Origin of the sequence: Aeromicrobium terrae (genome assembly GCF_008039565.1) — a bacterium.
Taxonomy (GTDB): Bacteria; Actinomycetota; Actinomycetes; order Propionibacteriales; family Nocardioidaceae; genus Aeromicrobium; species Aeromicrobium terrae.
In genome coordinates this window covers 1-13,392 of the sequence record NZ_VDUX01000001.1, presented here as the reverse complement: position 1 = coordinate 13,392, position 13,392 = coordinate 1, and the positions used below count along the sequence as shown (strand labels likewise).

The 13,392-nt window shown below is 70.2% G+C and carries 15 protein-coding genes; 7 read left to right on the top strand and 8 right to left on the bottom strand.

Annotated features, from left to right (window positions below; all coding sequences use genetic code 11):
* Window positions 1-24: 24 nt before the first annotated feature.
* The 5 genes from FHP06_RS00075 to FHP06_RS00055 are packed head-to-tail and all read right to left on the bottom strand — an operon-like array spanning window position 25 to window position 4,964.
* Window positions 25-1,110 carry an ABC transporter substrate-binding protein gene (locus FHP06_RS00075; RefSeq protein WP_147682616.1) on the bottom strand — a complete coding sequence of 362 codons (1,086 nt, stop codon included), beginning with the start codon at window positions 1,108-1,110 and terminating at the stop codon, window positions 25-27.
* Window positions 1,107-2,075 carry an LLM class flavin-dependent oxidoreductase gene (locus FHP06_RS00070; protein WP_147682614.1) on the bottom strand — a complete coding sequence of 323 codons (969 nt, stop codon included), beginning with the start codon at window positions 2,073-2,075 and terminating at the stop codon, window positions 1,107-1,109. Before FHP06_RS00070 ends, FHP06_RS00075 begins: the two co-directional genes overlap by 4 nt.
* Window positions 2,076-3,149, bottom strand: coding sequence for an ABC transporter substrate-binding protein (locus tag FHP06_RS00065; RefSeq protein ID WP_147682612.1), 1,074 nt, complete (start codon window positions 3,147-3,149; stop codon window positions 2,076-2,078). It lies immediately after the preceding gene.
* Between the two features lie 14 nt (window positions 3,150-3,163).
* Window positions 3,164-4,048, bottom strand: a complete 885-nt coding sequence (locus FHP06_RS00060) for a cupin domain-containing protein (RefSeq protein ID WP_147682610.1) — start codon at window positions 4,046-4,048, stop codon at window positions 3,164-3,166.
* A 25-nt stretch (window positions 4,049-4,073) separates the two neighbouring features.
* Entirely contained in the window at window positions 4,074-4,964 is an 891-nt protein-coding gene (locus FHP06_RS00055; protein ID WP_147682609.1) for a DUF6282 family protein, read from the bottom strand.
* 200 nt (window positions 4,965-5,164) lie between these two features.
* On the opposite strand from FHP06_RS00055, the gene FHP06_RS00050 reads away from it, so the two are divergent.
* From FHP06_RS00050 to FHP06_RS00030, 5 genes are all read left to right on the top strand, one after another.
* The gene (locus FHP06_RS00050) at window positions 5,165-5,941 is read left to right on the top strand and encodes an IclR family transcriptional regulator (RefSeq protein WP_147682607.1); all 777 of its coding nucleotides are present in this window, start codon (window positions 5,165-5,167) and stop codon (window positions 5,939-5,941) included.
* Window positions 5,942-6,006: 65 nt separating this feature from the next.
* Window positions 6,007-6,792 (top strand): ABC transporter ATP-binding protein, encoded by a 786-nt coding sequence (locus tag FHP06_RS00045; RefSeq protein WP_147682605.1) that lies wholly within the window; start codon window positions 6,007-6,009, stop codon window positions 6,790-6,792.
* A gap of 8 nt (window positions 6,793-6,800) precedes the next feature.
* On the top strand, window positions 6,801-7,685 hold the full coding sequence (locus tag FHP06_RS00040) for an ABC transporter permease (RefSeq protein ID WP_147682603.1): 885 nt from the start codon (window positions 6,801-6,803) through the stop codon (window positions 7,683-7,685).
* A gap of 3 nt (window positions 7,686-7,688) precedes the next feature.
* Window positions 7,689-8,459: an HpcH/HpaI aldolase family protein gene (locus FHP06_RS00035; RefSeq protein ID WP_222706309.1), complete on the top strand. Its 771-nt coding sequence runs from the start codon at window positions 7,689-7,691 to the stop codon at window positions 8,457-8,459.
* The gene (locus FHP06_RS00030; protein ID WP_147682601.1) at window positions 8,456-9,199 is read left to right on the top strand and encodes an SDR family NAD(P)-dependent oxidoreductase; all 744 of its coding nucleotides are present in this window, start codon (window positions 8,456-8,458) and stop codon (window positions 9,197-9,199) included. The genes FHP06_RS00035 and FHP06_RS00030 overlap by 4 nt, the downstream gene beginning before the upstream one ends.
* Here FHP06_RS00030 and FHP06_RS00025 read toward each other — a convergent pair.
* The 3 genes from FHP06_RS00025 to FHP06_RS00015 form a co-directional block, all read right to left on the bottom strand.
* Window positions 9,196-9,393: a hypothetical protein gene (locus tag FHP06_RS00025; protein ID WP_147682599.1), complete on the bottom strand. Its 198-nt coding sequence runs from the start codon at window positions 9,391-9,393 to the stop codon at window positions 9,196-9,198. The genes FHP06_RS00030 and FHP06_RS00025 overlap by 4 nt on opposite strands.
* Before the next feature lie 79 nt (window positions 9,394-9,472).
* On the bottom strand, window positions 9,473-9,934 hold the full coding sequence (locus FHP06_RS00020) for a methylated-DNA--[protein]-cysteine S-methyltransferase (RefSeq protein WP_147682597.1): 462 nt from the start codon (window positions 9,932-9,934) through the stop codon (window positions 9,473-9,475).
* Window positions 9,931-11,385, bottom strand: coding sequence for a DNA-3-methyladenine glycosylase 2 family protein (locus FHP06_RS00015; RefSeq protein ID WP_230973350.1), 1,455 nt, complete (start codon window positions 11,383-11,385; stop codon window positions 9,931-9,933). Before FHP06_RS00015 ends, FHP06_RS00020 begins: the two co-directional genes overlap by 4 nt.
* Window positions 11,386-11,595: 210 nt before the next feature.
* Between FHP06_RS00015 and FHP06_RS00010 the strand changes: the two genes are divergently transcribed.
* Both FHP06_RS00010 and FHP06_RS00005 read left to right on the top strand, forming a co-directional pair.
* The gene (locus FHP06_RS00010) at window positions 11,596-11,943 is read left to right on the top strand and encodes a YciI family protein (protein ID WP_230973349.1); all 348 of its coding nucleotides are present in this window, start codon (window positions 11,596-11,598) and stop codon (window positions 11,941-11,943) included.
* Between the two features lie 33 nt (window positions 11,944-11,976).
* Window positions 11,977-13,236 (top strand): RNA polymerase sigma factor, encoded by a 1,260-nt coding sequence (locus FHP06_RS00005; protein ID WP_147682593.1) that lies wholly within the window; start codon window positions 11,977-11,979, stop codon window positions 13,234-13,236.
* Window positions 13,237-13,392 lie beyond the last annotated feature (156 nt).

Sequence of the window (13,392 nt, the reverse complement as noted above, 5' to 3'; positions counted from 1 at the left end):
TGATCTCTTCTTCCTGCCTCCGGATCAGGAGGCGTCCTTCGCCTGCCGGCGGATGTCGTCGTACGAGAAGTCGTTGATGGCGTCCAGGAGGTCGGTCGTGTAGATGTCCGTGGCCGGGAACGGCTTGGCCACCAGCCCGGCGGAGGCCATGAAGTCGACCATCCCGGTCGCGGCCTTCGGGTCGATCCGGCCCCAGCTGTCGTCCTCGACGCCCTGGCCGGCGAGCCGTACCTCGAGCACCTTCACCTGCGACGCCAGCGCCTTGTCCTCCGGACCGCTGCCGCGCGTCTCGGGGTGCAGCTTCCAGAGGTCGCGGACCGCGGCCTCCGGGTTGGCCTGGGCGAACGCGAAGCCCTTGGCGATGGCGCGACCGAAGCGCTTGAGCACGTCCTTCTTCTCGGTGAGCGTCTTGCGCGTCGCGGCGAACCCCCCGCCCCAGATCGTGGCGGTCTGCGGCACCTCGAGCGGGGTGAGCAGGACGCCGGCGTCCTCGACGATGGCGTACTGCGTGTCCCACAGCGCGAGGGCGTCGACCTTGCCGCTCTTGACGGCGCTGATCTGCTGCGCACCGGCGCCGATCGGCACCAGGCTCGCGGCGTCCTCGCTCATCCCGTTGAGCTTCATCGCGGTGCGTGCGAACGTGCCGCCGGAGCTGGCCACCGCCGTGACGCCGATCTTCTTGCCCTTCAGGTCCGCGATGCTCTTCACGTCCGAGCCCTGCGGCAGCTGGAGGCTGTAGATCCAGTGCGGGTAGTACGACGCGAAGTAGACCAGGTCCAGGTTCTTGGCGTGGCCGATCGCGACGGGCTCACCCGTCATCAGGCCGATGTCCGCCCCGCCGCCGGCGAGCTGCTGGGCCGACTGCGTGCCGGACGGGAAGAGCTGCACCGTGACGTCGAGACCCTCCTCCTTGAAGTAGCCCTCGGCCTCCGGGACCACCAGCGTCGTGTAGCCGGAGTTCCAGCTGGGGGCGCTCAGCGCGAACGTCACCTTGTCGAGGCCCTTGTCGCCGGACCCGTCGTCCTCCGAGCCGCAGGCACTCAGTGCCGCCACGGCGCACACGCCGGCAAGCACCAGCGCGGAAGCCTTCCTGAGACGTCTGGTCGTCATCGATCGTCATCCCCCTCGTGGGTCGTCGTGTCGTGCCAGTGTGGGAGCACCTGAGCCCCCACGAGATCGAGCGTGTGCTGCGCGACGTCCGGCGGCGTGCCGACCGGAGCGACGCGGAGCTGGACGGACGTGACGCCCGCCCGGGCGTACCGGCCGATCGCGTCGTGGACCTGCTCGGGCGTGCCCACCATTGGCAGCTCCGGGTCCGCGGGTCCGTCCGGGCCCATCCAGGCGTCGCGCGCGGTGTAGTAGTCGGTCGCGGGCTTGAGGTAGCGGGCCGCGAGCTCCTGCGCGGTGTCGGCGTCCTCGTGGACGACGCAGAACCGCGTGGTCGCGACGACGCCGTCCTCCCGGTGCGACCGGAAGGCCGCTGCTTGCTGGAGCAGCAGGTCGTCGCGGTAGTTGGTGGCTCCGTAGAACCCGTCGGCGAGCGTCGCGGCGCGTCGGGCCGAGGCGGCCACGCGGCCGCCCACCAGGATCGTCGGCCCGCCGGGTTGCACCGGGGCTGGGATCGCCACCGGGTGATCGTCTCCCGAGTCACCCGGCGGGGACCAGGCCTCGCGCAGCAGGCGGAGCGCGGCGTCGAACGCCTTGCCCGCCGGACCGGTAGGAGGATGCCCGGTCCGGCGAGCCACCTCGGGGTTGCCGAGTCCGAGTCCGAGGGTGAGCCGGCCCTCGCACAGCTGGTCGAGCAGCGCGGCCTCGTAGGCCAGCTTCTCGGGGCGATAGGCGCGCAGGAGCAGCACCGCCGTCCCGAGCGCCATGGTCGTCCGCCCGGCCAGATGGCTCAGGACCATCAGGACGGACGGAAGGTGGAACGGCTGGGGGGTCGCGTGATAGCTCTCCCCCACCCACGCGGAGTCGAACCCGTGCTGCTCCGCGTGGGCGAGCATCGTGACCATGCGATCCACCTGCGGGCGGACCGGCTCCGCAGAGCTCAGGTCAAGCGCGACCCCCAGCCGCATTCAGGAGGCCTCCTTCGCCTTCTGGATGACCTCGTCGTAGTCGAAGTCGTTGAAGGAGTCGAACATCTCGTCCGTGTAGATCTCCTTCGCCGGGAACTTCTTGATCAAGCCGGCCGTCGTCATGAAGTCGAGCGCCCGGGTGAAGGCCGCGTCGTCGATGCGGCCCAGCGTCTTGTCGTCGAAGCCCTGGCCGTCCAGGCGGACCTGCAGCACCTTGACGCCGTCGGCCAGCGCCTTCTCCTCCGGGTCCGATCCGCGGGTCTCCGGGTGGAGCTTCCACAGGTCGCGGACCGCGGCCTCAGGGTTGGCCTTGGCGAACACGAACGCCTTGGCCACCGCGCGGCCGAACTTCTCGAGGACGTCCTTCTTGGACTCCAGGTTCTTGCGCGTGGTCGCGAATCCGCCGCCCCAGGCGTCGGCCGTCTCCTCGACGGGGAGCGGAGTCAGCGTGACGCCGGCGTTCTTCACGATCTGGTACTGGATGTCCCAGAGCGCGAGGGCGTCGACCTTGCCGCTCTTGATGGCCTGGATCTGCTGCGCGCCGGCGCCGATCGGCACCAGGCTCGCCCCGTTCTCCCCCACGCCGTTGAGCTTCATCGCCGTCCGCGCGAACGTGGCGCCCGAGCTCGCCACGGCCGAGACGCCGATCTTCTTGCCCTTCAGGTCGCTGATGCTCTTCACGTCCGAGCCGTCCGGCACCTGCAGGCTGTAGATCCACTTGGCCCAGTACGAGCCGAAGTACGCCAGGTTCAGGTCCTTGTCGTGGCCGATGGCCACCGGCTCGACGGTCATGAGGCCGAGGTCGGCGCCGCCGCCGGCGACCTGCTGCGCGGCCTGCGTGGCCGACGGGAACAGGTTGGTCTTGACCTTCAGGCCCTCTTCCTCGTAGAAGCCCTCGGCCTCCACGACGGCCATGACCGCGTAGCCCGCGTTCCAGCTGGGCGACGCCATCGCGAACGTGACGGGGGTCAGCTTGCCGGACTTGTCGGAGTCGCCGGATCCGTCGTCGGAACCACAGGCGCTCAGCATCGCGGCCGCGCACAGTGCGGCGACCGCACCACTCGCGACCTTCATCAGTCGTCTCGTCTTCACGATGGGACCTTTCCTTGCTGGTTGGGGAGGGGGTAGGTGTCTTCGTTGAGCACTCGGCCCGGCGTCTGGGAGAAGTCCAGGCGCGGCGGGCAGAAGATGTCGATCAGCTGGTTGGCCCCGGCGCCGACGGCCTCGCTGGTGTGGATCATCGGCGGCGGGATGACGGCGACCGACGGGCTCCCGCACTCGAGGTGCCGGTCCTCCCGCCACTCGCTCCTCCTCTTCGACCAAGGCGTCCGCAGGTGGTGGACGTACTCGCCCTCGACGGCCAGCGAGCACTGCTCGAAGTCGTCGTGGTCGTGGGGCGAAAGATTGTCGGGGTCGCGCGGGCCGATGCGCGGCGCCAGGAAGTTGACCATGAAGGTGCTGCACCGGACGATCTGCCCGGGCCGGACGGCGTCCTGGGTGACCTCGAGGTCGGCCAGCCGGTAGGCCCGGATGCGAAAGCCCTCCGGCGGGTCCGGCCAGGGCGCGAACGGCGCGACGTTCGGGTGCGGCTCGCGGTACGCGTCGCGGTTGCGGGCCTTGTCGAGCAGGTCGGTGGAGCGGGAGCTGAAGAGGCGCACGACGACGCAGTCCTCGACGGCGACGATCGCGCTGCTGCCGGGCGGCACCATGACCACCGCCTTGCCCGAGACCGGCTCGGTCTCCTCGCCGGCCCGGACCTCCACGCTGCACGACTCGTACGGCAGGATCGCGACGTACTCGTCGGGTTGGTCACCGCGCTCGAGCACGTCGCCGGCCACCATCGTCGTCCATGCCAGCACGAAGTTGTGCCCGCGGAAGTACCACGTCGACGAGCCGGCGGCGGTGGTCTCGTCGGGGTCGCCGGTGGCGAGGTCGGTGAACTCCACGTCGGGTGGGGTGGCCAGGGTGGTCATCGTCCGTCCTTTCGGGTGAGCAGGTTCAGTCGTCGAGGCCGAGGAGGAAGGCCGGGTTGTCGCAGAAGACCTGACGCAGCGACTTCTCGTCGAGGCCGAGGTCCAGCAGCGCGGTGGCGACCCGGATGTAGGAGTCGACCGGCAGCGGGCGGTCCTTCTGCCCGAGGTCGGAGGCGATCACCGTGTGCTCCGGGCCGATCCGCTCGATCCAGTCCAGGAGGATCTTCGGGTCCCACTTCTTGGTGCCCTCGGGGTCGTAGAAGCCGGTCTCGTGCTCGACGAACGCGCCGTAGCCGACGAGCTCGCGGCACGTCGCCTCGTCCGCCCCGATGACGTAGTCGGGGTGGTTGAGCAGCATCCGGGAGATGCCCTTGTCCTTGGCCGCGGCGAACAGCTGCTTGATGGACTCGGTCTCCATGTGGCCGCCGGTGACCATCGCGCCGGTCTCCTTGACCAGGTCGAGCACCTCGTGCACCTGTGGGATCAGCTCGCCGTCCTCGCCGTGGATCTCCACGCGGGACGAGGGCACCTCCACGCTCGCGGTCGGGAACCCGACGCCCTCCGGGTGACAGTCGATGTGGCGGCCGGCGGAGAACGTCGGGAACCACACGGCCTTGCCGCCCATCCGCAGGGACATCGCCACCGCGTGCGGGTTGATGCCGCCGACCATGCTGTTCAGCGTGATCCCCCCGAAGACGGGGGTCTTGATCGTCGCGAGCCGGTCCTTCATCGACAGCAGGTCCATCACGGTGTTGTGGTGGTGCGACTTCACCAGCACGCCCCGCATGGCGAGCCGCTCGCCGTCCTTGCCGGCCTCGGCGTGGTCGATGCGACGCGGGAACGGATTCGGGCCCGAGTGGCAGTGCAGGTCGACGCAGCCGTGCAGCAGCTTGGTGATGGCGAGCGATTCGGTCACAGAGTCTCCAGGGTCGTTGGTGTTCGCATGTCAGACTGCTCGTTCACAGTCCGGTCTGTCAAGAGTGTGACGCAGGAAACTTTTCCGAGAAGTTTCCGCGAGATTTCCTTGCACGTCCGAGCTCAACCTGTTTACTCTGCGTCCGTAGTGCGAACTTCACATACCGATTTTGAGCACCATCGACGACAGGAGCAGAGCCGATGGCCGAGGGTGAGAGCGAGCAGCCGAGCACCGCTCGTGAGCAGGACATCCAGGCGGTGAGCCGGACCGCGCAGATCCTCGGCCTGTTCGCGCCCGAGACCCCGGAGCTGTCCGTGGCGGAGGCCACCAAGCGGCTCGGCCTCAACCGGACCACGGTGCACCGCTACTTCAGCTCGATGATCAGCTCCGGTCTGCTCGAGCGCGTCGACGACTCCCCTCTCGTCCGACCCGGCCGGGCCGTTCTCCAGCTCGGCAGCTTCGCGCTCGGTCAGCAGCGCATCATGCAGTTGGCGCCGGCGTACATGCGCGAGCTCGCACTCGACATCAAGGTCAGCACGGTCCTCTCGCTGTGGGGCATCTCCGGGCCGGTCGTCTCGCTCGTCGAGGAGGCTGACCACCCGACCCTCGTGACGGTCCGGGTGGGTTCGCAGCTGGCGCTCAACTCGTCGCAGGCGAAGGTCTTCCTGGCCTTCCTCCCCGACCAGTTCCACGCCGACCGGATGACCGGCAGCCTGCCCGAGCCGCAGCGCACCGAGACTCGGAACCGCATCCAGGCGGTGCGGGAGGCCGGCATCAGCAGCGACGTGAACCACCGCGGCATCTGCATCCTCGCGGCTCCGGTCTTCGCGGCGAACGGCATCTGCGCCACCATCGCGGCCGTCGGCACCGAGCGGATGCTCCCGGCCGCCCTCGACTCCCGCGAGGCCTTGGCGCTGAAGGACGCCTGCCAACGGCTGACCAAGGAGATGGGCGGCACGTGGCCCGAGGACAGCTGAACCCGTACCGCTCCACGACCGAGGCGCGGGAGGCCCGCGCCCGAACCAGGTGAGGAATGTCAGACATGCCAACCAGCACCGACACCGACGTCATCCGCTTGGACTCCTTGTCCATGCTCTACCCGACGAAGTCCGGAGGGACGGTCCAGGCGCTCGACGACGTCTCCCTGAGCGTCCGATCCGGTGAGTTCATCTCGATCGTCGGCCCCAGCGGCTGCGGCAAGAGCACCCTGCTGCGGATCATCATGGGCCTGTCCCGCCAGACGTCCGGGACGGTGACGTTCGGGTCGTCCGAGGAGACCCACCGCAACCAGCTCGGGATGGTCTTCCAGCAGCCGCTGCTGCTGCCGTGGCGCACCGTGCGGAAGAACCTGATGATCTCCCCGGACCTGCACCACACCCGCGACGCGGCGACGCTCGAGAAGGCCGAGTCGCTCCTGGTGATGCTCGGGCTCGAGGAGTTCGGCGACCGCTACCCCAACGAGCTGTCCGGCGGCATGCAGCAGCGCGTGGGCATCGGCCGCGCTCTGATGCACGATCCGCGGATCCTGCTCATGGACGAGCCGTTCGGCGCCCTCGACGCGATGACCCGAGACCAGATGGGCCTGGACCTCCTGGAGATCTGGGACCAGGACCGCAAGACCGTGCTGTTCGTGACGCACAGCATCCCCGAGGCGGTGCTGCTCGCGGACCGCGTCGTCGTCATGACTCCGCGCCCCGGCCGGCTGGCGGACGTCGTCGACGTCTCGCTCCCTCGTCCCCGGCGGCTCGAGAACATCAACACCCCGGAGTTCGGCGAGATCGTCGCGCACATCCGCAAGCTCCTCGACTCCGAGCACAGCGCCCACTAGGAGGCCTGATGTCCACCAACACCCAGCCCCCGGCGACCCATCGCGCGGCGCCTGCCGACCTGGACGCGCCCGTCACGGCAGCGCCGCCCCAGACCCCGGCTCCCCCCAAGCGCCGCCGCCGGCACGTCCCGGAGATCACCTACAGCGTCCTGGTGTTCCTCGGCCTGCTCGTGATCTGGCAGCTCGTGGTCAAGATCTTCGACGTCTCGAACATCCTCGTGCCGGCGCCCACGGCGGTCGTCGAGTCCCTGATCGACGGGTTCCAGGACGGCTCGCTCGTCGACAACTCCATCGTGACCCTGAAGGAGATCCTCATCGGCTTCGGCCTCGCGGTCGGCTCAGCCCTGCTCTCGGCGGTGCTGATCACCCAGTTCCGGACCGTGGAGCGAGTCCTCTTCCCCCTGCTGATCCTCACGCAGACGATCCCGAAGGTCGCCATGGCGCCGCTGCTGATCGTGTGGTTCGGCATCGGGATCAGCTCCAAGGTGCTGACCGTGGCCCTGATCGCCTTCTTCCCGCTGCTCATCAACGCGATCCTGGGATTCCGGTCCGCCGCGCACGAGCAGGTCGAGATGCTGCGGTCGTTCGGCGCCTCGCGCATGCAGGTCATGCGACACCTGCAGGTGCCGTCGGCGCTCCCGCACATCTTCGCGGGCCTGGAGGTCGCGGTGATCCTGTCCGTCACCGGCGCCGTCGTGGCGGAGTTCGTCGGCAGCTCCGAGGGCCTCGGCTACCTGATCCAGGCGAGCAACTTCACCCTCGACGTGGCCCGGACGTTCGCGGTGATCGTGGTGCTGTCGGCGATCGGCATCGCCCTCCACGCGGTCGTCGTGCAGCTCGGCAAGTGGCTGGTCTTCTGGACCGCCACGCCGGACACCACGAACGAGGTCTGATCCGTGGCACGATCGCGCGACGGCATCAACGGCGGCACGCTCGGGACGTGGGTCAAGCTCTCCAGCCCGGAGAGCACCGAGATCATGGCGTTCGCCGGCTTCGACTTCGTGGTCGTCGACCTCGAGCACACGACGCTGGACCTCTCCGCGGCGTCCACGCACATCGCGACGGCCCGCGCGCTCGGGGTGGATCCGCTCGTCCGCGTGCCGGACCACGGCCACAGCGTGATCCAGCGCGTCCTCGACGCCGGCGCGGCCGGCGTGGTCGTGCCACACGTCGACACCGCCGAGCAGGCGCGCGCCGTCGTGCGGTCGACCTGCTTCCCGCCGCGAGGCGACCGTGGCTCCGGAGGCACGAGCCGGGCCGGTCGTTGGGGACTGCTCCCCCGGGCCGACTACCTCCGTCACGGGAACGAGGACGTCCTGTGCGTCGTGCAGCTCGAGAGCCAGGAGGCGATCGAGAACGCGCCGGAGATCCTGGCGGTCGACGGCGTCGGTGCCGCGTTCGTCGGCACGGCGGACCTGTCGATGTCGATGGGCGTGACCGCCGACAGCGACGCGGTGGGCGCACTCGTCACGTCCGCCCTCGACGCAGCACGCACGGCCGGCCTTCCGATCGGCACCGCGTCGGCGACCGCCGAGCAAGCACGGGTGGCGCTCGGCCGCGGGTACGACTACGTGGTCGTCAGCAACGACACCTCGATCCTCGCGAGCGGAGGACGGGCGATCGTGAACGCCGTGCACGCGCCGGTGGCCGAGCGGGTCGCGCCGTGACCCGCGTCGCGATCGTCACGGGGTCCAGCTCCGGCATCGGCGAGGGCATCGCGCGCGCGTTGGCGGCGGACGGGTTCACCGTGGTCGTCAACTCCGCGACGTCCGTGGAGGCCGGTGAGAAGCTCGCGGCCGAGCTGCCGGACGCCAGCTACGTCCAGGCCGACGTCGCCGATCCCGCCGACGCCGTGCGACTCGTGGAGACCACCGTCGAGCGGCACGGCCGCCTCGACGTCCTGGTGAACAACGCCGGGGTGGCGCGGCCTACGCCGCACGGCGACCTCGACGCCGTCACCCGCGACGACTGGGACCGGATCCTCGGCGTCAACGTCGTGGGCACCTGGCAGGTCTCCGTGGCCGCGGTCAAGGCGATGGAGCCGGGCGGACAGATCATCAACATCACCTCGGTGGGCGGCTCTCGTCCGCTGGGGAGCTCGATCCCCTATGCGGTCAGCAAGGCGGCGGTCGACCACCTGACCCGGCTGCTCGCCAAGGCCATCGGTCCCGACGTGCGGGTCAACGCGATCGCCCCGGGGCCGGTCGAGACCCGGCTCACCTCCGAGACCCTGTCGGCACGGGCGGCGCGGACCAGCGCGATGACGCCGCTCGGCCGGCTCGGGGAGCCGTCCGACGTCGCCGCGATGGTGCTGGGGCTGATCAACGCCCCGTTCGTGACCGGCGAGGTCATCCACGTGGACGGCGGGATCAACCTCGTCACCCACGTGGACGCGCCGCGCGACTAGCCAGACGCCGCGACGTCCAGCCGCGGGAGCTCGGGTCGCGCGACGTGGTCGAGCGGGTGCTCCCCCGGCGTGTGCGGCGGCGGAGCGAGACGCAGGACCACGAACGCTCGGGACAGGCTGGCGAGCAGGAGGCGCGCGCCGATGCTCGGCGGGCGGGGCTGGTAGGCCGGGACGATGGCGAGCTGAGCTGACATGGTGTCCTCCGGGGTGGTGGCTCACGTCCAGCGTGACCCCGGAACATGACAGCCGTGTGAACGTCAGGTCAACGTTCGATCAGAACAGCCCCGGCTGCTCGAGGGCGAGCAGGATCCGCTTCTTGTCCAGCCCTCCGCCGTAGCCGGTCAGCGTGCCGTCGGCGCCGATGACGCGGTGGCACGGCACGACGATCGGGATCGGGTTGGCGCCGTTGGCCGCTCCGACCGCTCGCGAGATCACCGGCTCGTAGCCGAGACGGCGGGCGATGTCGCCGTAGCTGGCGGTCTCGCCGAACGGGATGTGCTGGAGCTCGGCCCATACCTTCTTCTGGAACTCGGTCCCGTCGCTGGCCAGCGGGAGGTCGAAGTCCTCCCGCGCGCCGGTGAAGTACTCGGTGAGCTGCCGCTCGGCCTCGTCGAGCAGCGGGTCGGCCGCCCGGGTGCCGCGGACCCGCGCGTCGAAGTCGATCGCGGTGATCAGCCCGGCGTGCGCGTGGATCCGCAGGCCGCCGATCGGCGAGTCCATCCATCGTGTGGTCATGCCGTCTCCTTCGGGGTGCTGGCGAGTCGCCAGAGGTGCAGGGCGGCGTAGGACCGCCAGGGTTGCCAGGTGGCCGTGCGCGCGGCGTCGACGCCGTAGCGGTCGAGCATGCGCTTGATGATCAAGTCGGTCTCGAGCATCACGTCCGGGTGGCCGAACGCCCGCATCACGACGTAGTCGGCCGTCCACGGCCCGATGCCCCGGTGGCCCAGCAGGGCCTTGTGGGTGGCGTCGCGATCGGCGCCGGGTTCGAGGTCGAGCTCGCCGGCGGCGACGGACCGGGCGACGCCGATCAGTGCCTGGGCCCGGGATCGTGGCATGCTCAGCGCCGTGTCGTCGGCGTCGGCCATGGCCTCGGCCGTGGCGAACGCGTGGGTGAGGCCGTGCTCGGCGGCGAGGTCGAACGTGGCGGGCGTGCCGTACGCGGCGGCGAAGCGGCCGAGGATGGTGCGCGCCCCGGCGACGGAGACCTGCTGGCCCACGATCGCCCGCACGACCACCTCGAAGCCGTCGACCTGGCCGGGCAGCCGGATGCCGGGCACCTCCGCGACGGACGGAGCGAGCAGCGGGTCGGCGGCGAGCACGTCGCCGATGGCTACCGGGTCGGCGTCCAGGTCGAGCAGGCGCCGGCAGCGCTCGACGGCGACCGCCGTGTCACGGAGGTCGGCGAGCTCGAGCTCGGCCTCGACGCGATCGTCGTGGAGCGTCAGCCGCACGGCACCCAGGCCGTTGGGGAGCCGCAGGATTCGGGCGTAGACCCGTCCCTCGACGTGCTCGACGCCGGCGATCGCCCGGTCGCCCAGGAACGTGAGGAGGCCGTCGGGGTCGAACGGCCGGCGGACCGCCAGTCGGATGGCGAGGCGTCCGGACGTCTTGCCGCCGCGGCGGCCCCGCATCTCCGTGGGCGTGAGCCCGTACACGGTGCGGATGGAGTCGTTGAACTGCCGGATCGAGGCGAACCCCGCGGCGAACGCGATGTCGGCCATCGCCATGTCGGTGGTCTCGATCAGGACCCGAGCCGCCTGGGAGCGTCGGCTGCGCGCCAGGGCGAGCGGACCGGCGCCGAGCTCGGCGGTGAGCATGCGGTTGACGTGACGGGTGCTGAAGCCGAGGCGGGACGCGAGGCCGTCGACCCCCTCCCGCTCGACGAGACCGTCGCCGATCAGTCGCATCGCCCGGGCGACCGCGTCGGCCCGCAAGTTCCACTCCGGCGAGCCCGGCGTGGTGTCGGGCCGGCAGCGGCGGCAGGCGCGGAATCCGGCCTCCTGCGCTGCGGCAGCGGACGGGAAGAACTCGACGTTGTGCTGGTGCGGCGTGCGGGCGGGGCACGACGGCCGGCAGTAGATGCCGGTGGTGCGGACGCCGGTGTAGAACACGCCGTCGAAGCGCGCGTCGCGCGACCGGACGGCGCGGTAGCACCGGTCGTGGTCCTCCACCATGGCTGTCGTCATGGCTCCATCCTGACGGCCGGCACCGACAGGATCTAGCGGAAATCGGACCAGCTCGTCACCTGGTTGGATCGGGACCACCAGAAAAGTTTCGGAGGGGATGTCGCACCACGGTGCTTTCGTTCGACGTACGGGCGAGAGGCGCCGAGCAGCGGCGCCGCACCACCAAGGACAAAGGAGCTGACGATGCCTCGATTCATGGGTTTCGTGAGGATGGAAGAGAACATCGGCACGCCGCCGAAGTCGCTGTTCGAGGCGATGGACGTCTACATCGGGGAGCGGGCCGCGTCGGGCGTGTTCATCGACGGCGGCGGGCTGTACGGCACGGAGGACGCCGTGAACTTCGTCGTGAAGAACGGTGAGGTCACCCGCGTCGACGGCCCCTACGCCGAGGGCAAGGAGGTCGTGGGCGGCTGGTCGCTCCTGCAGTACGACACGCTGGAGGAGGCGATCGCCGACACCCAGACGTTCGCCGACCTGCACGCGGAGCACTGGCCGGAGGTCACGGTCGTCTCCACGCTGCGGCAGATCTCCGAGGGTCCGGAGGAGCCGGAGAGCTGATCGACCGTCGGGAGGTCGGCCTAGTGTTGCCGTGTGCAGACCGGGCCGACCTCCGAGGCGATCACCACGACCTGGCGCGCCGAGTCGGCTCGCCTGGTCGGCGCCCTCACGCGCATGACGCGCGACGTCGCGATGGCCGAGGACCTCGCCCAGGACGCCCTCGTGGCGGCCATGGAGCAGTGGCCCGAGAACGGCATCCCGTCCAACCCGGCCGCCTGGCTGATGACCGCCGCGAAGCGTCGCGGCATCGACGAGTTCCGGCGCGCCGACACGCTCCGCCGCAAGACGGCTGACCTGGCGCACGACCTGGAGGAGGAGGACGGCATGCCCGATCTCGACTCCCAGGTCGACCACATCGAGGACGACGTCCTCCGGCTGATGTTCCTGTGCTGCCACCCGTCGCTCACGCCGGAGTCGCGCACCGCCCTGACGCTCCGGCTCGTCGGCGGACTCACCACCGACGAGATCGCACGGGCGTTCCTCTCGTCGGAGTCCACGATGCGGCAGCGCATCTCGCGGGCCAAGAAGACCTTGTCCGACGCCCGGGCCGAGTTCGAGCTGCCCACCGGCCAGGACCGCGAGCGCCGGCTGGACGACGTGCTGGCCGTGATCTACCTCGTGTTCAACGAGGGCTACTCGGCCACCGCCGGCGACGACTGGATGCGCCCCGACCTGGCCGAGGAGGGCATGCGTCTGGCCCGACTGCTCGCGGCTCAGGTGACCGACGAGCCGGACGTGCTCGGCCTGCAGGCGCTCGTGGAGATCCAGGGATCGCGCATCCCGGCACGGCTCGACGACGACGGCGTGCCCGTCCTGCTCGAGGCGCAGGACCGGTCCCGCTGGAACCAGCTGCTGATCAGGCGCGGCATCGCGGCGCTGGAGAAGGCGGAGGAGCTGGCCGCCCGTGGCCGGCCGGTCGGTCGCTACTTCCTCCAGGCCTGCATCGCGGCCGAGCACGCCCGCGCCGAGCGCGCCGAGGACACCGACTGGCGCCGCATCGCCTCGTACTACGACGTGCTGGCCCAGGCTGCGCCCGGGCCCGTCGTCGAGGTGAACCGGGCCGTCGCGCACGGTCGCGCGTACGACGCCGGCACCGGGCTGGCCGTCCTCGAGGCGGTCGCGCCCGACGCGCTCGGCGACTCGCCCCTCATCCCGAGCGTACGTGGCGACCTGCTCGAGCGTGCGGGTCTGCACGCCGACGCTGCGGCCTCGTTCCGCGAGGCTGCCGGCCGCACCCGCAACGAGGGCGAACGCTCCGTCCTCCTGCGCCGTGCGGAGGAGAACCAGCGCTAGGTGTAGTTCCCCACGAGGTTGTGAACAGGTGACGTGAGACGAGGACCTCCGGTATTGGAGGGGTTACCACAACCAACTCCGCCGGAGGTCCTCGTGACTCACGTTAATGCTCCGATGATGCCTGAGGGACGTCGTCGACTTGCCGTTCTGATCGTT

Coding starts and splice junctions, on each gene's coding strand:
- FHP06_RS00075 (WP_147682616.1), bottom strand. CDS start 1,110: ATGACGACCAGACGTCTCAGGAAGGCTTCCGCGCTGGTGCTTGCCGGC.
- FHP06_RS00070 (WP_147682614.1), bottom strand. CDS start 2,075: ATGCGGCTGGGGGTCGCGCTTGACCTGAGCTCTGCGGAGCCGGTCCGC.
- FHP06_RS00065 (WP_147682612.1), bottom strand. CDS start 3,149: ATGAAGGTCGCGAGTGGTGCGGTCGCCGCACTGTGCGCGGCCGCGATG.
- FHP06_RS00060 (WP_147682610.1), bottom strand. CDS start 4,048: ATGACCACCCTGGCCACCCCACCCGACGTGGAGTTCACCGACCTCGCC.
- FHP06_RS00050 (WP_147682607.1), top strand. CDS start 5,165: ATGGCCGAGGGTGAGAGCGAGCAGCCGAGCACCGCTCGTGAGCAGGAC.
- FHP06_RS00045 (WP_147682605.1), top strand. CDS start 6,007: ATGCCAACCAGCACCGACACCGACGTCATCCGCTTGGACTCCTTGTCC.
- FHP06_RS00040 (WP_147682603.1), top strand. CDS start 6,801: ATGTCCACCAACACCCAGCCCCCGGCGACCCATCGCGCGGCGCCTGCC.
- FHP06_RS00025 (WP_147682599.1), bottom strand. CDS start 9,393: ATGTCAGCTCAGCTCGCCATCGTCCCGGCCTACCAGCCCCGCCCGCCG.
- FHP06_RS00020 (WP_147682597.1), bottom strand. CDS start 9,934: ATGACCACACGATGGATGGACTCGCCGATCGGCGGCCTGCGGATCCAC.
- FHP06_RS00015 (WP_230973350.1), bottom strand. CDS start 11,385: ATGACGACAGCCATGGTGGAGGACCACGACCGGTGCTACCGCGCCGTC.
- FHP06_RS00010 (WP_230973349.1), top strand. CDS start 11,596: ATGGAAGAGAACATCGGCACGCCGCCGAAGTCGCTGTTCGAGGCGATG.